Genomic DNA, 17,508 nt, shown 5'->3' with positions numbered 1-17,508 from the left:
CCCTCTCAACGTGCCGCCCCCGCCATGCGTTCCCCCAGCCGCACAGACGCCGGAAGGGGCCTGCGACCCGTGCGCTACCCCCGGTAGTCACATTTGAGCAATGTGTGCTCCCCGAGGTCGTCGCGGACTGGCCGACGCAGCGCTTGTCGGTGCCGCGGGCCGGAACGACGATGGGGCGCTCCAGGTACCGCGGCACCACGGGAGGGTGACATGGGCGGTCCGTCGGTGGCGCTGCCGGGCGGGGCCGATCCCGCCGAGCGAACCCGCGTACTGCGGCAGGCGCACACCGCGTTCACGCAGGACGGCCGGGTCGAGTCGCCGGTCCGGGCCGTGATCGCGAAGTCGTGGCGGCGGTGCGTGCGGGCCCGGGTCAGCCCGGAGTGCACTCCCCGGGTGGAGCTGGCGGAGGCGGAGCTGAGCGAGTACCGGGAGCGGCATCCCCTCGCCCGGGTGATGCCCGTGTTCCGGGACCTGGTCGGGGCGTTCGCCGCGAACGGGGCGCACCTGCTGGCGGTGTGCGACGCGCGGGGCAGCCTGCTCTGGGTCGAGGGCGAGGCGGGGACCCTGCGGCGGGCCGAGGACCTCGGCTTCGTCCCGGGTGCCCACTGGGCGGAGACGGCGATGGGCACCAACGCGCCGGGCACGGCGGTCGCCGTCGGGGAACCCGTCCAGGTCTTCGGGGCGGAGCACTTCAGCCGTCGGGTCCACCCGTGGACCTGCGCGGCGGCCCCGGTCCGCGACCCCCGTACCGGCGGACTGCTGGGCGCGGTCGACATCACCGGCGGCGACGGCCTCGCCCACCCCCACTCACTGGCCTTCGTACAGGCGGTGGCCCGGGCGGCCGAGGCCCAGCTGGCCCTGCTGGCCACGGCCTCGCCGGCCCCGGCCGACCCTGCGGCGGCCCGCGACACACTGACCGCGCTCGGCCGCGACGAGGCGCTGCTGGTGAGCGGGGGCCGCGAGATGCCGCTCGGGCGGCGCCACAGCGAGATCATGGCGCTGCTCGCGCATCACCCGGAGGGGTTGTCGGGCGAGGAGCTGGCGGTCGCCCTGTACGAGGACGAGTCCGTCTCCGCTGTCACCCTCCGCGCGGAGATATCCCGGCTGCGCGGCCTGTTGGGCGCCCGGAGGCTCCTCTCCCGCCCCTATCGCACCGCCGCCCCGCTGGACGCGGACTTCACCGCCGTGACCCGGTATCTCGCGGCGGGCGCCGTCTCGGCCGCCCTGAACCGGTACCCGGGGCCCCTGCTGCCCGCCTCCACCGCGCCCGGTATCGCCCGGCTGCGCCGCCGGATCGAGGACCAGGCGCGGGCCGCCGTGATCGCCCGGGCGGACCCGGGCCTGCTGACGGACTGGGTGTGCAGCCCTTGGGGCGCGGACGACGCGGGGGTGTGGCGGGCCCTCGCCGAGGTGCTGCCGCCCGAGGGGCGCCCGGCCGCACTGGCCCGCGTACGCTCCCTCGACCGCGAGCTCGCCGCCGAACCGGCCCTCGTAGCAGGTCGGCCCGAGCGGCCGCGGCGCGCAACGTACCCGCAACCTGCCCGCTCCTAGCCTCCTCACCGAGCGCTGTCCGACGGCGGCCGGCGCCCGGCAAGGGGAGGACATCATGGCCCGCTACGCTGCGCCCGGTACCGAGGGGGCGCTCATGTCGTACGCGTCCCGCTACGGCCACTTCATCGGCGGTGAGTACGTAGAGCCCGCCCGTGGCCAGTACTTCGCCAACCCCTCCCCCGTCAACGGCCAGACCTTCACCGAGGTGGCGCGCGGCACGGCCGAGGACGTGGAGCGGGCGCTGGACGCCGCGCACGCCGCCGCGCCCGCCTGGGGGCGCGCCTCGGTCGCCGAGCGCTCCTCCATCCTGCTGCGCATCGCGGACCGCATGGAGCAGAACCTGGAGGCCCTGGCCGTCGCGGAGACCTGGGAGAACGGCAAGCCGATCCGCGAGACCCTCGCCGCCGACCTGCCTCTGGCCATCGACCAGTTCCGCTACTTCGCGGGAGCCCTGCGCGCCCAGGAGGGCGCGCTCAGCCAGATCGACGACGACACCGTCGCCTACCACTTCCACGAACCGCTGGGCGTGGTCGGCCAGATCATCCCGTGGAACTTCCCGATCCTGATGGCGGTGTGGAAGCTGGCTCCGGCGCTGGCGGCCGGGAACACGGTGGTGCTGAAGCCGGCCGAGCAGACCCCCGCGTCGGTGCACTACTGGCTGAGCCTGGTGGCGGACCTGCTCCCGGCGGGCGTGGTGAACATCGTCAACGGCTTCGGCGAGGAGGCCGGTAAGCCGCTGGCCTCCAGCCCGCGCGTGGCGAAGATCGCCTTCACCGGGGAGACGTCCACGGGGCGGCTGATCATGCAGTACGCGGCGGAACACCTGAAGCCGGTCACCCTCGAACTCGGCGGCAAGAGCCCCAACTTGTTCTTCGACGACATCTGGACCACCGACGACGAGCTGCGCGACAAGGCGCTGGAGGGCTTCACGATGTTCGCCCTCAACCAGGGCGAGGTCTGTACGAGCCCGTCCCGCGCGCTGATCGAGCGCGGCCGGTACGGGGACTTCCTCGACGCGGCCGTCGCCCGCACCGAACTCATCGTTCCGGGCCACCCGTTGGACACGGAGACGATGATCGGGGCACAGGCCTCCGAGGAGCAGCTCAAGAAGGTCCTGTCGTACGTGGAGATCGGCCAGCAGGAGGGCGCGAAGATCCTCACAGGCGGCCAGAAGCAGGACCTGGGCGGTGAGCTGGCGGGCGGCTTCTACGTCCAGCCGACCATCTTCGAGGGCGACAACCGCATGCGGATCTTCCAGGAGGAGATCTTCGGCCCGGTGGTGTCCGTGACGTCCTTCCAGGACTTCGACGACGCCGTCCGGATCGCCAACGACACGGCGTACGGCCTGGGCGCGGGCGTCTGGACCCGCGACATCAACACCGCTTACCGCGCGGGCCGCGCGATCCAGGCGGGCCGGGTCTGGACGAACTGCTACCACGCCTACCCGGCCCACGCCGCCTTCGGCGGCTACAAGCAGTCGGGCATCGGCCGCGAGACCCACAAGATGATGCTGGAGCACTACCAGCAGACGAAGAACATTCTTTGCAGCTACTCCCCCAAGAAGCTGGGTTTCTTCTAAGGAGAGCAACAGGGTCGCCCGGCACGGCATTTGAGGGCCGGGCAGCCTGCCTCCCCCTCAGCAAACCGCAAAACGATCTCGGCCGATTTGCCACCGTTCACCCCTGTCCGCCCCTCCCCTTGGTCAACTCTGCCGGACCAGTCACGGACCAAGTCCGCGCTCACGGTCCCCCAGCCTGCGCCGGACCGGCACATGGAACTGTTCCGGCAGCCACCGCCGGTCCCCGGGACGCGATGCTCGCCGGCTGCGACCGGTTCGGCATGCCCGAGCAACTGGGGCGCTTCCCCCTACGGCCTCGGACTCCTGCACGGCATCGACCACTTCATCCCCGAGGAAACAGCTGTCTGTCCGCACGGACCCGGTGCGTCATCGGGACAGCTGAGGCGTGAACTCTCCGGCCGGTCCGAGGTTGGCAGCTCCATCCAACCAAGATCCGGACCTCTCGCGGACCATCACCCGACGGCACGCGGGTACTCGTGCTCGCCGACGTCGCGGGGAGTTGCCGGCGTGGCTTGTGCGAGCAGTCCGTCGACGAACGTGCGGAGTCCGTGGGGGTAGATGTCCCGTGCGGCCAGTTCGGCCCACTGGCTGCCGAGGGCGGCCAAGTGGGGCACCTGGGACGCGTCGAAGGCGTCGCGGAAGGTGAGGGGCTGGTCGTCGGCCCGTCGGCGGGCGGTGCGGGCGCGGACAAGGACCTCGCCGACGGTGTAGTACCAAATACTGCGGAAGACGTCGACGGTTTGTGCGGGTGTGCATCCGCAGTCGTCGGCTCCGGCCACGATGGCTTCGACCATCCACAGCGCCGATTCGTCGAGCAGGCCGACGAACCCGTCGACCGAGAGGACCTCCGCGGCCCAGGGCCAGGCCGCGAGGGCGTCGTGCATCGCGGTGGCGGCCGCGACGATGCGGTCCCGTGGGTCACTGGGCAGCTGGGGCCGCTCGATCTGGTCGAGGTGGTGATTGAGCATCAGGAGCAGCAGGTCGTCCTTGTTCCGGATGTGGTGGTACAGGGTCGTCGCCCCGATGCCGAGCTCAGCGGCCAGCCGGCGGACCGTCAGCTTCTCCCAGCCGTCCTGGTCGATGAGTTGGCGGGCCGCCGCCAGGATCTGCGCACGTGAAGTCACGGGTGGTCGGCCGGTGCGGCCGTGCGGTGCGGGCGTTCGGGACATTGCCCCATCATGCCGTCCCGCCTTCCTCCGCCGCGAAACCGGTGCGGATTCGGCCTTTCGAGTTCACAGCGGCTGGTCCCCGATGCTACTTTCGGAACATGTTCCGAAAGTCAGAGTTAGCGCTGAGGACGAAGTCTGTGATGACGAATGGTTCGGGTGCTCGGCCAGGGCTCACGCTCGCCGCGGTGGCCGTCGTGCAGTTCATGGTGTCGCTGGACCTCTCGGTCGTGAACGTCGGACTCCCACAGATTGCTGCGGGCCTCGGCTTCAGTGCAGCGGGCCTGACCTGGGTGATCCACGCCTACGCCCTCACCTTCGGCGGGCTGCTCCTGCTGGGCGGCAAGGCCGCCGACCGGTACGGCCGCAAGCGGGTCCTGCTGCTCGGGCTCAGCCTGTTCGGCCTCGCCTCTCTCCTCGGCGGCCTCGCCCAGGAACCCGGGCATCTGGTGGCCGCCCGAGCCGCACAGGGCATCGGGGCCGCCGCGCTGGCTCCGGCCGCACTGGCGCTGCTGACCGAGACGTTTCCCACGGGCAAGCCCCGCATCCGGGCCTTCGGAGTATGGAGCGCGATGAACGCCGCCGGAGGCGCCCTCGGCGTCCTGCTGGGCGGCCTGCTCACCCAGTACGCCAGCTGGCGCTGGGTGATGTTCGTGAACGTACCGATGGCCGCTTGCGCGCTGGCCCTGGCCCGGCGCGGCATCGCCGCCGGCCCGCCGACCGCGCGCGACGGCCGTCCGGACGTACTCGGCGCCGTCCTGGCCACGGCGGGCATGACCCTGCTGGTGTTCGGCGTCGTCCGCACCGATCAGTACGCGTGGACCTCACCGGTCACCCTGACGACCCTGGCGGTCGCCGTCGCGCTGCTGGCCGCGTTCGTCTACGTCGAGCGGACCACCACCCGCGAACCACTGGTCCGGCTCGGCCTGTTCGCCAACCGCTCGGTCGCCGGCGCGAACGCCTACAACCTGCTGGTCGGCGCGGCCATGGCCTCGGCGTTCTACTTCGTGTCCCTCTACCTCCAGCAAGTCCTCGGGACGGGGCCGGCGCTTACCGGACTCATGTTCCTGCCGTTCGCGCTCGGAGTGATCGCCGGTTCCGTACTCGCCGTCAAACTCGGCTACCGAATCGTTCCCCGCACTCTGCTGGTCACCGGCGGACTCCTGACCGCCACCGGGTTCGCCTGGTTCGGCCTGATCAGCCCCAACGGCGCCTTCACCACCGACGTCCTGGGACCCTCGGTCCTCGCCGGCATCGGCTTCGGACTCTGCCTCGCACCGGTCGTCTCCATCGCCACCGCCGGCGTCGCGCCCCACGAGACCGGCACCGCCTCAGGCCTGCTCAACAGCTCACGCCAGATCGGCGCCTCCCTCGGACTCGCCGCCCTCGGCGCCGCGGCCCACCACCGCACCGGCCGGACCGCCACACCCGAGGCCCTCAATGACGGATACGCGCTCGGACTGACCCTCGGCGCCGCGCTCCTGGTCGCCGCCGTCCTCATCGCCCTCGCAGTCCTGCGTCGACCCGGTCCGTCGCCACAGGTCGAGCAGACCGATGACCGTGATCGGCTCCCCGCCCGTCTGACGAAGGCGGGGAATCGATGACCACCACCGACCTTGCCCGGGCGATGGAGCGATCCACACCACCACCGGATGCCGATTCCGCGGTGGGACAGAACATGGCCGGGCTGCTGCGCCCTCATGCCCGGAGTTTCGCTGCCATGGTGATCCTGCAGGTCATCGGCGCTATCGCGGGCCTGGCGCCGCTCCTGGCAGTCGTCGAGCTGGGGCGCATTCTGCTGGCGCCCGGCCCGATCGATCACGGTCATGTGCGGACCGTCGTGATCGCGGGTGCGGTCGGCTTGTTCGTCCGACTGCTGTTCACGGCCACGTCGTCCGGGATCGGGCACGTTCTCGACGGTCAGGTGCAACTGTCGTTTCGTCGGCAACTGGCCGCGCGGCTGGGGCGGGTACCGATCGGCTGGTTCTCCCGGCGCCGGACCGGCGAGCTGGCGAAGGTGGTGGGAGAGGACGTGAGTGCCGTGCATCCGTTCATCGCCCACACCCCCGGCGAGCTCGTCTCCGCATTCGTGGTGCCGCTGGTCTCGCTGATCTACCTGTTCGCCATCGACTGGCGGATGACGCTGATCACGCTGATACCGGTGGTGCTGGCCGTGGCGCTGGTCCCCCTGATGATGACCCCTACCCGGCTGCGCGAGCAGGAAGAGTTCGACGCGGCCATGGGGCGGATCGGGAGCTCGGTCGTCGAGTTCGTCCAGGGCATCTCGGTGGTCAAGGCGTTCGGCGGGAGTGAGCGCGTCCACCGTAGATTCCTCACGGCCGTAGACGATTTCACCGGCAGCTTCTTCCGGATGGTGCGCGGTCTCTCCGGGATCGCCGCCGGGATGCAGGTGGCGCTGTCGCCGCCGTTCGTGCTGCTGGCCGTGCTGATCGGCGGCGCGTCTCTGATCACGACCGGTGACCTGGCACCGGCCGATCTGCTGCCCTTCCTGCTGCTCGGACTGGGCCTGACCGCTCCCGTGGCCGCCCTCGGCCACGGCTTCGACGACATGCAGGCAGCCCGGCGCGCGGTCGGCCGGATCCGGGACGTGCTCGAGGTGCGGTCGCTACCGGAGCCCGCGCACCCGGTCGCACCACAGGGGCACCGGGTGGAGCTGCGTGACGTCTGGTTCGGCTACGAAGCCGATCACGAGGTACTGCGCGGGATCGACCTGGTGCTCGAGCCGGGGACGGTCACCGCGATCGTCGGCCCGTCGGGAAGCGGAAAGTCCACGCTGGTCCAACTGTTACCGCGGTTCTTCGACCCGACCCACGGTTCGGTCTCCCTGGGCGGCGTCGATCTGCGCGAGCTCGGCAGCCGGGAGCTCTACCGGACGGTCTCCTTCGTCTTCCAGGACGTCCGGCTGCTGCGCGCGTCGGTCGCGGACAACATCGCGCTGGCGGCACCGCATGCCGACCTCGACGACGTGGTGCGTGCCGCCCGGCTGGCGCATATTCATGATCGGATTCTTGAGCTGCCGCGCGGATACGAGTCGGTGGTCGGTGAAGATGCCGGGCTGTCGGGTGGCGAGGCACAGCGGATCTCGATCGCACGCGCACTGCTCACCGACGCGCCCGTTCTCGTGCTCGACGAGGCGACCGCCTTCGCCGACCCGCAGACCGAACAGGCGGTGCGCCGGGCACTGGCGACGCTGGAGGGTGACCGGACGATCCTGGTCATCGCCCACCGCCTGGAGACGATCGCCGACGCCGACACCGTCGTGATGCTGGACAACGGGTCGATCGTCGAGCGCGGCAAGCCCGCCGAACTACTGGCACGGAACGGAAGGTTCGCCGCGTTCTGGCAGTCCCAGCGGTCGGCGATCGCCGACCGGACCGAAACCCACGATGGCGTACCGCAAGGAGGCGAGCCCCGATGATTCGAATGCTGCTGCGCGTGCTGGGCCATGAGTACGCCCAACCGGTGCGTCGCACCGTGGCCCTGATGACGACGGCCGCGGTAGTAGAGGGTCTGTCCTACGCGCTGCTGGTTCCCGTGCTGCGGGCACTGTTCGGGAGCACGCCCGAAGACGCCTGGCCGTGGGTGATCGCGTTCGGGGCCGCAGTCGCGGTCTACGCTGCACTCCGCTATGTCGGCGACCTGTCCGGTTTCCGCGCCGGGACCACGCTGTTGCGGGGCACGTATCACCGTCTCGGCGATCATCTGGCCCGACTGCCCATCGGCTGGTTCAATGCAGGCCGCCTCGGGGAGGTGTCCGTCCTGGCCAGCCGCGGCGTCCTCCAGGCGATGAGCGTGATCGCGCATCTGCTGGCACCGTTCATCTCCGCCTTGGTGACTCCCCTGGTGATCGTCGCCGTGATGCTCGCCTTCAATTGGCAGATGGGTCTGGCCGCGCTGGCCGCCGTACCGATCGTGGCGGCGATCCAGATCCGGACGGGACGCTCGATGGCCGCCACCGACGCGGAGCGCCACGCACGCGACCACGAGGCCACCGGGCGAGTCATCGAATATCTCCAGGCCCAGCCGGTGCTGCGCGCCGGCGGCCGGACCGTCGAACGCTTCCGGCTGCTCGACGACTCCTTGCAGGAAGTCCAGCGCGCGTCGCGCCGTTCCACGCTGTCGGCGCTGCCCGGCGCAGTGGGTCTGGCCCTCGCGGTGCAGACGATGTTCACCGTTGTGCTGGCCCTGGGCACCTACCTCGCGCTGGGCGGGAACATCGGTGCTGCGGAGGTTCTGGCGATCCTGGTGCTGGCCGCCCGGTGCGCGGATCCGCTGCTGTCGCTGTCGGACATCGGTGGCCAACTCCGCGGCGCACGTTCCGAGCTGGCAAGACTCGACACGGTACTGCGTACCGAGCCGCTGCCCGAACCTCGCGAACCGATCCGGCCGGAACGTCATGACCTGGAGTTCCGATCCGTCACCTTCCGGCACGGCGACCGTACTGTGGTCGACGACGCGTCGTTGTTCGTGCCGGACGGACAACGACTGGCCATCGTCGGACCGTCGGGTGCGGGCAAGAGCACCTTGCTGCAGCTGCTCGCGCGGTTCTACGACGTGGACGCGGGTGCGGTGCGCGTGGGAGGAGTGGACGTACGCGCGATCAACACCGAGGTGTTGATGGCGCAGATCTCCTTCGTCTTCCAGGATGTCTACCTCTTCGACGGCACGATCGAGGAGAACGTGCGTCTCGGTCGCCCCGACGCCGACGAAGCCCAGGTGCGGGCGGCTGTGACCGCGGCGCGATTGGACGACGTGATCGAGCGGCTGCCCGGCGGCTGGACGACGAACGTCGGCGAGGGCGGCGCACTGCTGTCGGGTGGTGAGCGCCAGCGTGTCTCGATCGCGCGAGCGCTGCTGAAGAATGCGCCCATCGTGCTGCTGGACGAGGTGACCTCCGCACTGGACCCGGTGAACGAGACCGCTGTCCACGAGGGCATCGAGCACCTGATGGCGGGCCGGACGGTGGTGATGGTCGCGCATCGGATGCGGACCGTACGACGCGCCGATCGCGTCGTCTTTCTGGACCGCGGCCGGATCGTGGAGGAAGGCAGCCACGACGAGCTGCTGCACCGGGGTGGCCGCTACGCCGATTTCTGGAACATTGCCCTGGCACCGGCAGCGAGTGAATGAGTCGGTTGTACGAACGGCAGCGGCGGGCGTACCCGGGCGGTGCGGGCGCGTGGCGGGTCGAGGTGGAGGCAGCGCCGTGCCGCCTGGTGATCGCCGGGATGATCGGCGCTGCCCGGGAGCACGCGCACGCCGCGGTGCAGGTGCTGGTGTGCGGGTCCGGCCGGGTGCTGCTGGGCGACGGGCGGACCGAACTGCCCGTGCAAGCGGCCGTCGTGCCCGCCGGGCACGCGCATCGCGTACGCCCGGCGCCGGGGCCGCCGCCGACGGGGGTGATGGTCTACCTCGACGCGGACACCCCCGCCGGACGCGCCCTGCACGCCACCGTGGCCCGCGGCGGCGTGGCTTGCTGGGCTGCCGCGGCATCCGTGTTCGCCTGGGCCGGTTCGCCGCCGGGCGCCGTGTCGGCTGCGGGCGTGCTACGGGCGCTGGACCGGTTCGGCGCCGCCGCCCCCGGGGAGGCGCGGCACCCGGCCCTGGCGGCGGCGCTGGCGGTACTGCCTGGCGCGGTAGCGGACGGACCGGTGCGGGTGGGCGATGTCGCCGCGCGGGCCGGGGTGTCGGCGAGCCGGCTGGGGCACCTGTTCGCCGAACAGCTGGGCTGGTCGTTCCCGGCGGCGGTGCGGTGGGCGCGGCTGCACGCTGCGATCGCCGCGGCGGGCGGCGGGGCGAACGCCACCGAGGCCGCGCACGCCGCCGGGTTCGCGGACAGCGCCCACCTGACCCGCGTGTTCAAGGCCATGTTCGGCATCACCCCCTCCCAGGGTCTGGCCGCCGCCCAATGGACGCCGACGGCCGGCCCGGACAGGTAGCGGTCCGGTAGCGGATCCGTTCAAGCCCGCCCGACACCACGACCGCGAGGCTGTCGGTATGCCAACAACCATTGCCCCGCCCGTTCTTGCCATCGCCCGCTTCCTGGTCCGGTACGCGTACCTGCCGTTCATGCTCCTCGGCGTCAATGGCGCCGCGATCTGGCTGGTCGCCGCCGACGCCCCCAAGCTGTGGCTGCTGGCGGTCGTGGCGTTCGCGGTGGGCTGCTCGTTCGCCGCCGAACGCGTGCTGCCGTACCGGCCCGCGTGGAACACCCCGCGCGGGGACGGGCGCCGCGACACCGCCCACGCGTTCGTCAACGAGGTGTTCACCCTCGCCGGACTCGCCGTCGTGCCCGCCGCCGCCGCGCTCGCGCCGGCCCCGCAGGCGTGGCCCGACAACTGGCCGCTGTGGTGCCAGGTGCTGCTCGCCATCGCCGTCGCCGACCTCGGGCTCACCCTGGCGCACCGGGCCAGCCACCACGTCGGCTGGCTGTGGCGGCTGCACGCGGTCCACCACAGCGTCACACGCTTCTACGGCTTCAACGGCCTGATGAAGCACCCCCTCCACCAGACCCTGGAGACCCTCGGCGGCGTCACCCCGCTGCTGCTGCTCGGCATGCCCCTCGACGTAGCCTCCGTCCTCGCCACCGCCGTCGCCGTCCAACTGCTGCTCCAGCACTCCAACGCCGACTACCGCACCGGCCTGCTCACACCGGTCCTCGCCCTCAACCAGGGCCACCGCTTCCACCACCTGAAATGGGCCGGCATCGGCGACGTCAACTTCGGCCTGTTCACCCTCGTCTGGGACCACGCCATGGGCACCTACACCTACGACCCGGACCGGCAGTTCACCTCCGACGACCTGGGTATGGCCGCCAAACCCCACTACCCGAACACCTACCTCGCCCAACTCGGCGAACCCTTCCGGCCCGACGCACCGCGCACCGGCGCCCGCCCCTGACAGCGCGCGCCTCTCCCCGCTGTCGCTGTGCGTCTCGGTGACCTCGTCCGCCTGTTGTTCCTGATGCGGGTAAGGGCATTTGCCCCTTCGTCGAGAGTGAGAGCAATCCCCGTGCGTACGGGGTCGGCCCCGCAAGCGCGCCAGCCAAGATCCGGACCATGCCCGGACCGAGGCCCGCAGATTACATCCGAATGCACCCGTTCTTGCAGGTCAGCGCCACCAGAGGCTTGTACCACCAGCACACGAAGAACCTGCTGGTCAGCTACTCCCCCAAGAAACTGGGCTTCTTCTAGACCCGACGAGACCCGGCTACTCCGCGTCGTCTCTCTTCTTGCCGGCGGCGGCCAGGGTTCCGCCCAGGAGGGCCGCGCCCAGGGGCCATGAACGCATGTGCACGGGAAGCGTCACGCAATGATCGCCGACCCGCATGACCAGGCCCTTGTCCACCAGATAGCGTGCGGCGGCGGCATGTCCCGGGTTCCGGGTCATGTCGGCCCACGTACATCCCTCCAGACCTTGGAGGAGCACATCGATCACGGTGGGATCGTCCACGATGATCTCGCCGCTGGATTCGGGCCGCTGGTCGACGACGGACAGGAATTTCGGGCCCTTGCGGAAGTAGAGGAGACCGAAGTTGCTGGCCGACCGCCACTCGTCGACGGACGGAGTTCCCTGCCCCAGCACGGTGATGCGCTCGGGAGCGGGCAGGTGATCGAGCCGGGGGATCAGGTCGAGCTGTTCCGGGGCCAGGGTCAGTGACCACGTGACCTGAGCACCGATCGAGGAACATTCGCGAAGCAACGCGATGATCCGCACGATCACGTGACCGGGGAGTGCCGAGAGGTCGACGGGCTCGGCCAGCCGCACCCCGGCGACCGGCACCCGGGGCAGGAGCGCCGCCAGCTCGATGGCAGCGGGTAGTTCGGCCCAGTCGGAGCCGAGGGTGAGGGTCGTGGACGCAGGCCGGCCACCGACCGCTCCGCGTGCCTCGTCCGAGCCTCGTGACCTGAGTTCAGCGATGTCCATCAGCGCGCTCATAGTGATGCCGCCACCTCCTTGCCGCCGACCAGCTTTCGGCGGTACGGGTCAACCTCAAGTGCGACGCTCACGTAGCGTCCCTCTTCCTCGAAGACCAGGCCACGATCGACGAAGTAACGGAGCATCTCCTCGAGCTGCTCGTCCCCGACGACGTGCCCGCTCTCGGCAAGCCGGCGGCGTATGCCCTCGCGGGCGGCGCACTGGAACATGCCGAGGTACACATTGCTCTGGACCTCGTCCAGCTCGATCTCTTCCTCCGGCCAGCTGGCACGGCGGTCTTCGAGGGTCACCCGGCCCCGGTCATCGGTCCAGTAGGAGAGGAGGCTCTTCGGGTACGCCTTCGTCCATTCCTCGGCTGCCTGCTTCAGCTCGTCCTCTATGGTGCCCGAAATTCCCTGGACGGAGGTGTCGAAGAAGAAGACGAGGTCGTACAGCTCGTTCCGGGGCACCTTGTAGATGTAGTCATAGATTTCGGACGGCCGGCGGAACATGAATCCTTGGGTGGGGTCCTCGAAGTGCGGACTGAACCGCTCCAGCGCGATGCGCCAGGCTCCGGTCGGCGGCTGCAGGTGCTCGATTGCGGCAAATTTCTTGAGCATCCTGCGGTAGTCGTCCGCGGTCTCACCGGGAAAACCGTAAAGGATGTTCCACGTCACGTTGAGACCGAGGTCCTGGCCGTCCCGCAGCATCCGTACGTTGTGCGCGCCACTGACGCCCTTGTCCATGAGGCGCAGCACATGACTGCTCAGGCTCTCGATACCGGGCTGAACGTAGAGGACATTAGCCTCCTTCAGCCTGCTCAATTGACCTTTCGTCATGTTGGACTTGATCTCGTAGTGGATTCTCAGATCGCAGTCGAGAGCAGCTATCTCAGGCATGGCCGTATTGAGATACTTCATGTCGAGGATGTTGTCCACCATGACCAGGTCGAGGACGTGGTAGCGCTCGGCGAGATCCTTGACTTCCTGGGCGATGCGCCCAGGGGCCTTGCTCCGGAAATCGATGTTCGATCCGTTCAGGCCACAGAACGTGCACTGATGGGCCTCGCCCCACCAGCAACCGCGGGACGTTTCCAGCACCGCCATCGGACGGACGTGGTGCCGGATGGGTGACTTCGCGAGTGCCTGGAAGTAGCTGTCGTAATCGGGTGCGGGCACCATGGCGAACGGCAGTGCCCCCTTGGCCGGGTCGTTCACCACCGTCTGCCCGTCGCCGTCCCGCCAGCTGAGCCCCGGAACGTCGGCGACGCTCTCGCCCTTGGCGATGCGGTTCAGCAAGGCGGGCAGGGCACGCTCGCCCTCACCGCTGACCACGAAGTCGAGTTGCTCGAAATTCCGGTGCAGCGCGGGACCCTGCGCTCCGTCGCAGTTGCTGCCGCCGAGCACGGTGAGGATGCCCGGTACGAGTTTCTTCAGCTCCCTGGCCAGTGCGAGGGACGGCACGTTCTGCATGAACGTGGTCGTGAACCCGACCACGTCCGGCGGATCGGCCGCGATCTCGGCCGCGAGATCCCGGACGAACCCTCGGGAGTACTTCTGCATCTCGACGGGAAGTGCCGGGTCCACGTCCCGCGCCTCGAGGAACTCGGCGTACTCATCGGCCTGATAGGTGTCGACGTCGTACAGCGCCGGAGTGAACACCCAGTCACCCACGCCGTGGAACACCTGATCCGCGGTGTTCCCGTAATCCTCCGGCGTGATGGAGCCGTTGCTCTCACGCATCAGGCATTCTGCCCAGCGGAGATTGGCGTACAGCTCATCGACGGTCCAGCCGGCGGCCTGTTTGCGGACGCACGGCCCCAGGATTCCCAGTGCGCTGGATGGGGTGTCCAGCCCTTGCCATGGCATGGCGATCATCAGAATTTTCACAGGATGCCTAACCCTAGAATGTCTGTCGCTATACGGGGACGGGCCGGTCGACTCCCCCGAGGTTACTCGGAATAGGCGGGCGGGGAAGGCGCCGGGAATAAATTCAGGTAGTACTCAAGCCGTAGTCCATGAATTTCAGAACCAGTTTCCACGGTCCCGTCGGCCGAGCGCTCTCAGCAGTATTCGGTGTGCCTCGGCCTCGCCCACCGAGATCCGTACACCCTGCCCCGGAGAGGCCCGGACCTTGACCCCCTCCGCTGCCGCGACCTCGGCGAAGGACTGCGCGGCCGAAGTGAGCGGGAGCCAGACGAAGTTGGCGTGAGAAGGCAGGACCGGCAGCCCCAACTCCCTCAGGCCTGCGGTCAGCTCCGCCCGTGCCGCGGTCACTGCGGCCAGGCGTTCACGCAGTTCGGGCCCGCTGCGCAAGGACAGGATCGCGGCTCGTTCCGCGAGGCGCGTCACTCCGAAGGGAATCGCCGTCTTGCGGACGGTGGCCATGACCTGCCGTGGCCCGGCCGCATAGCCGACCCGCAGGCCGGCAAGGCCGTACGCCTTGGAGAAGGTTCGCAGTACCACGGTCTTGCCGTGCGCGCGCAGCACCTCCGGCTTGCCCGGAGGATCGCCGCCGCGTTCGAACTCCACGTAGGCCTCGTCGAGGACCGTGACCACGTGATCCGGCAAAGAATGCAGGAAAGCGTGCAACTTCCCCTGATCGATGATGGTTCCGGTCGGATTGTGCGGGGAGCACAGGATCACCACTTTGGTCCGCGCATTCACCCGGGTGCGGATCTCGTCGAGATCGTGATGCCCGGAGGCGGTCAGCGGCACGTGAACGCTGGTGGCGCCGGAAATGGCGACCAGCAGCGGATACGCGTCGAATCCCGGCCATGCGTAGACGACTTCGTCGCCGGCACCACACAGTCCGAGGAGGATCTGCTGGAGCACACCCGCACTCCCGGGGCCGACGGCGACCTCATCGGTGGAGACGCACAGGTGCCTGGCGATCTCCTCGGTCAGGTCCCGTGCCGTCGGGTCGGGATAGCGGCCGAGTCGCGACAGGTCTTCCTCGATCCCGGCGAGCACGGTGGCCAGCGGGGGATGAGCCAGTTCGTTGCTCGAAAGGTCGAAGGTGATGCGCGAGCTGCCGTCGGCGTTCGCCGACTCTTTGGCCCGGTAGGCCGTCATGTCCTGCAGCGTGCTGCGTTCTGCGAAGCTCACGTTCGTCACGGGCGACTCCCGGTGATCTGGCGCATGGCGAGCAGCTCGTAGAGCATCTCGTGGACCGGAGCGCTCAGGCCCGCCCGGCCGGCCAGGCGAACCACGGCCCCGGTCCACGCTTCGAGCTCCGACGGCCTTCCCGCCAGGATGTCCCGTTGCAGCGAGGAGGTGACGTCGGGCGACTGGCGGTCCATGAGCTCCGTCGCCGTGTCCACGGAATCCGCCGGCAGTTCGATCCCGAGCTTGATCCCGGTCTCATATATTTCCCCCATGCCGGCGATCAGCATGTTCCGGGTTCCGGGTCGCGACCGGAGTTCGCCGATGGTCGCGCCGCCGGTGGCGGCTCCAAGGCTGCCGATCGGTGCCACCAACAGAAACTTCGCCCACAAGTCGGCCCAGATGTCGCTCGGCTCCGGCACGGTCACCGAGGCGTCACGCAGCACCTCGCGCAGTCGTGTCACCCGGTCGGACACACCGCTGTCCCACTCTGCGAAGCCCAGTGCACCGGGGGGACCCACGTGCCTGATCTCGCCCGGACCAACCGTCGTGGCGACGACTCTGACCAGGCCGGGGAGTACCCGATCGCGGCCGATGGCGGCTGCTACCTGCTCAGGAGCCTCCACTCCGTTCTGCACCGTGACGACGGCAGTGGTCTCGCCGACCAGTGGGCCCAGGGTGTCGATGGTCGCCGGCAGCTGCGACGTCTTGACGCAGAGCAGCACGTAATCGACCTGGCCGATGTCGTCCGGGTCGTCCGACGCCCGAACGCCGGGCACGGACCAGTCGGTCGATCCGTTGGTGACGCGCAGTCCCGCTCGCCTGAGCGCAGCGAGGTTCTCGCCGCGGGCCAGGAAGCGCACGTCGTGCCCTGCCGCGGCGAGCCGGCCGCCGAAATAGCCGCCTACTGCGCCGGCTCCCACCACCGCAATGCTCGGGCCGCGTGGTTCCGTCATCGGGGCAGCCTCTCTCCCACTCGGACCGGGAGGGCTTGCAGGCCCCGGCTGAGCGAGCTGTCCGCGACCCAGGCGACCTTCTCCTGAGGCACCGCGAGGTCGAGCCCTGGCAGCCGGCGCAGCAGCGTGGAGAAGGCGACCTGGCCCTGGATCCGGGCCAGCGGGGCGCCGATGCAGAAGTGCGCGCCGTGGCCGAAGGACAGGTGGCGGTTCGGTGACCGGGTGACGTCGAAACGCTCCGGGTCGTCGTACACGTCGGGATCGTGACCCGCGGCGGACAGCGACAGGTGGACGAAGCTCCCCTTGGGGATGTCGACCCCCCCGAGGTGCATGTCCTCCGCGGCGGTCCGCAGCGAGGCCCAGCCGGCCGACCCTTCGAAGCGGAGGATCTCCTCGATCGCCGAGGGGATCAGCTCAGGGTCGGCGCGGAGCATGTCGAGCTGCTCGGGATGGCGGAGCAGCAGTGCCGTTCCGTTGCCGATCATGTTGGCCACCGTCTTGTGCCCGGCGATGATCAGCAGGAGGAGCGTGGACAGCAGCTCCTGGTCGCTGTACGAGCCCTCGTCCCTGGCCCGTATGATCAGGCTCAGCAGGTCGTCCCGCAGGTCCTTGCGGCGCTCGGCCGCGAGCTTGGTGAAGTAGTCCGAGAACTCCTCGCTCGCCGCCTTCAGTTCCCCGCTTCCGGTGCACGGACCCTGGCTGAGGACATGGCTCCACCGCAGGAACAGCGGCCTGTCCTCGACCGGTATCCCGAGGTACTCGCAGATGACGGTGAGCGGCAGCGGCAGCGCGAAGTCGGTCAGCAGGTCGACCTCGCCGGAGTCCGGGAAGGCGTCGATGAGATCGTTGACGATTTCCTCGATGCGCGGGCGGAGCCGTGCGACCGTGCCCGGCAGGAATGCGCGGCGGATGGGTTCCTTCAGCCGGGTGTGCCGGGGCCCGTCGGCGAACCCCAGGTTGCCGACCACGAGGAGGCTGTTGTCCACGGCCTTTTCCCGGAACTCGGCGGGGAGGTTCTCGACCTGCTTGGACAGCCGCGAGTCACCGAGTGCTTCCTCGACGACCTTGTTCGAGAGGACCGCGTACGCCTGGGCGCCGGGCGGAACGTTGATCCGGTGAACCGGACACTTGGAGCGGAGCTCCGCCGTGTTTCCGTGCGGAGAGGGTCCGGGATTGGTGAAGAACTCGGTGGGAATGACGTCCGGCATCTCGAC

At 69.5% G+C, this 17,508-nt stretch carries 13 protein-coding genes; 7 read left to right on the top strand and 6 right to left on the bottom strand.

The annotated features are described in order from the left end of the window. Nucleotides 1-210 precede the first annotated feature (210 nt). Nucleotides 211-1,551 (top strand): helix-turn-helix domain-containing protein, encoded by a 1,341-nt coding sequence (locus J7I97_RS09300; protein ID WP_214932662.1) that lies wholly within the window; start codon nt 211-213, stop codon nt 1,549-1,551. A 55-nt stretch (nt 1,552-1,606) separates the two neighbouring features. Then, complete coding sequence (locus J7I97_RS09295) at nt 1,607-3,130, top strand: aldehyde dehydrogenase family protein (RefSeq protein ID WP_214932660.1); 1,524 nt, start codon at nt 1,607-1,609, stop codon at nt 3,128-3,130. Nucleotides 3,131-3,582: 452 nt separating this feature from the next. Here J7I97_RS09295 and J7I97_RS09290 read toward each other — a convergent pair whose 3' ends face one another. Continuing rightward, nucleotides 3,583-4,299 (bottom strand): TetR/AcrR family transcriptional regulator, encoded by a 717-nt coding sequence (locus J7I97_RS09290; protein ID WP_214932658.1) that lies wholly within the window; start codon nt 4,297-4,299, stop codon nt 3,583-3,585. 140 nt (nt 4,300-4,439) lie between these two features. Here J7I97_RS09290 and J7I97_RS09285 point away from each other — a divergent pair, with 140 nt between their 5' ends. The 5 genes from J7I97_RS09285 to J7I97_RS09265 are packed head-to-tail and all read left to right on the top strand — an operon-like array spanning nt 4,440 to nt 11,217. Next, nucleotides 4,440-5,900 (top strand): MFS transporter, encoded by a 1,461-nt coding sequence (locus tag J7I97_RS09285; protein ID WP_214932656.1) that lies wholly within the window; start codon nt 4,440-4,442, stop codon nt 5,898-5,900. Further along, nucleotides 5,897-7,735, top strand: coding sequence for an ABC transporter ATP-binding protein (locus J7I97_RS09280; protein WP_214932654.1), 1,839 nt, complete (start codon nt 5,897-5,899; stop codon nt 7,733-7,735). The genes J7I97_RS09285 and J7I97_RS09280 overlap by 4 nt, the downstream gene beginning before the upstream one ends. Continuing rightward, the gene (locus tag J7I97_RS09275) at nt 7,732-9,447 is read left to right on the top strand and encodes an ABC transporter ATP-binding protein (RefSeq protein ID WP_214932651.1); all 1,716 of its coding nucleotides are present in this window, start codon (nt 7,732-7,734) and stop codon (nt 9,445-9,447) included. The genes J7I97_RS09280 and J7I97_RS09275 overlap by 4 nt, the downstream gene beginning before the upstream one ends. Continuing rightward, complete coding sequence (locus J7I97_RS09270; RefSeq protein ID WP_214932649.1) at nt 9,444-10,256, top strand: AraC family transcriptional regulator; 813 nt, start codon at nt 9,444-9,446, stop codon at nt 10,254-10,256. Before J7I97_RS09275 ends, J7I97_RS09270 begins: the two co-directional genes overlap by 4 nt. A gap of 58 nt (nt 10,257-10,314) precedes the next feature. Next, the gene (locus J7I97_RS09265; protein WP_251058621.1) at nt 10,315-11,217 is read left to right on the top strand and encodes a sterol desaturase family protein; all 903 of its coding nucleotides are present in this window, start codon (nt 10,315-10,317) and stop codon (nt 11,215-11,217) included. 309 nt (nt 11,218-11,526) lie between these two features. On the opposite strand, the gene J7I97_RS09260 is transcribed toward J7I97_RS09265, so the two are convergent. From J7I97_RS09260 to J7I97_RS09240, 5 genes are all read right to left on the bottom strand, one after another. After that, complete coding sequence (locus tag J7I97_RS09260) at nt 11,527-12,255, bottom strand: DUF5825 family protein (RefSeq protein ID WP_214932647.1); 729 nt, start codon at nt 12,253-12,255, stop codon at nt 11,527-11,529. Further along, the gene (locus tag J7I97_RS09255; RefSeq protein ID WP_214932644.1) at nt 12,252-14,123 is read right to left on the bottom strand and encodes a RiPP maturation radical SAM C-methyltransferase; all 1,872 of its coding nucleotides are present in this window, start codon (nt 14,121-14,123) and stop codon (nt 12,252-12,254) included. Before J7I97_RS09255 ends, J7I97_RS09260 begins: the two co-directional genes overlap by 4 nt. 135 nt (nt 14,124-14,258) lie before the next feature. Then, complete coding sequence (locus J7I97_RS09250) at nt 14,259-15,350, bottom strand: histidinol-phosphate transaminase (protein WP_214932642.1); 1,092 nt, start codon at nt 15,348-15,350, stop codon at nt 14,259-14,261. Then, entirely contained in the window at nt 15,347-16,294 is a 948-nt protein-coding gene (locus J7I97_RS09245; RefSeq protein ID WP_214932640.1) for a 2-dehydropantoate 2-reductase, read from the bottom strand. The genes J7I97_RS09250 and J7I97_RS09245 overlap by 4 nt, the downstream gene beginning before the upstream one ends. Then, nucleotides 16,291-17,502 (bottom strand): cytochrome P450, encoded by a 1,212-nt coding sequence (locus tag J7I97_RS09240; protein ID WP_214932638.1) that lies wholly within the window; start codon nt 17,500-17,502, stop codon nt 16,291-16,293. The genes J7I97_RS09245 and J7I97_RS09240 overlap by 4 nt, the downstream gene beginning before the upstream one ends. Nucleotides 17,503-17,508 lie beyond the last annotated feature (6 nt).

The organism is Streptomyces sp. ISL-87 (genome assembly GCF_018614095.1).
Classification (GTDB): domain Bacteria; phylum Actinomycetota; class Actinomycetes; order Streptomycetales; family Streptomycetaceae; genus Streptomyces.
The sequence above is the reverse complement of the archived record's forward strand: the minus strand, read 5'-3'. Positions and strand labels throughout refer to the sequence as shown.

What these genes read in the sequence shown, in the direction of transcription:
- J7I97_RS09275 (WP_214932651.1), top strand. Translation starts at nt 7,732, where the DNA reads ATGATTCGAATGCTGCTGCGCGTGCTGGGCCATGAGTACGCCCAACCG.
- J7I97_RS09290 (WP_214932658.1), bottom strand. Translation starts at nt 4,299, where the DNA reads ATGTCCCGAACGCCCGCACCGCACGGCCGCACCGGCCGACCACCCGTG.
- J7I97_RS09265 (WP_251058621.1), top strand. Translation starts at nt 10,315, where the DNA reads ATGCCAACAACCATTGCCCCGCCCGTTCTTGCCATCGCCCGCTTCCTG.
- J7I97_RS09270 (WP_214932649.1), top strand. Translation starts at nt 9,444, where the DNA reads ATGAGTCGGTTGTACGAACGGCAGCGGCGGGCGTACCCGGGCGGTGCG.
- J7I97_RS09280 (WP_214932654.1), top strand. Translation starts at nt 5,897, where the DNA reads ATGACCACCACCGACCTTGCCCGGGCGATGGAGCGATCCACACCACCA.
- J7I97_RS09285 (WP_214932656.1), top strand. Translation starts at nt 4,440, where the DNA reads ATGACGAATGGTTCGGGTGCTCGGCCAGGGCTCACGCTCGCCGCGGTG.
- J7I97_RS09300 (WP_214932662.1), top strand. Translation starts at nt 211, where the DNA reads ATGGGCGGTCCGTCGGTGGCGCTGCCGGGCGGGGCCGATCCCGCCGAG.
- J7I97_RS09260 (WP_214932647.1), bottom strand. Translation starts at nt 12,255, where the DNA reads ATGAGCGCGCTGATGGACATCGCTGAACTCAGGTCACGAGGCTCGGAC.
- J7I97_RS09295 (WP_214932660.1), top strand. Translation starts at nt 1,607, where the DNA reads ATGGCCCGCTACGCTGCGCCCGGTACCGAGGGGGCGCTCATGTCGTAC.
- J7I97_RS09245 (WP_214932640.1), bottom strand. Translation starts at nt 16,294, where the DNA reads ATGACGGAACCACGCGGCCCGAGCATTGCGGTGGTGGGAGCCGGCGCA.
- J7I97_RS09240 (WP_214932638.1), bottom strand. Translation starts at nt 17,502, where the DNA reads ATGCCGGACGTCATTCCCACCGAGTTCTTCACCAATCCCGGACCCTCT.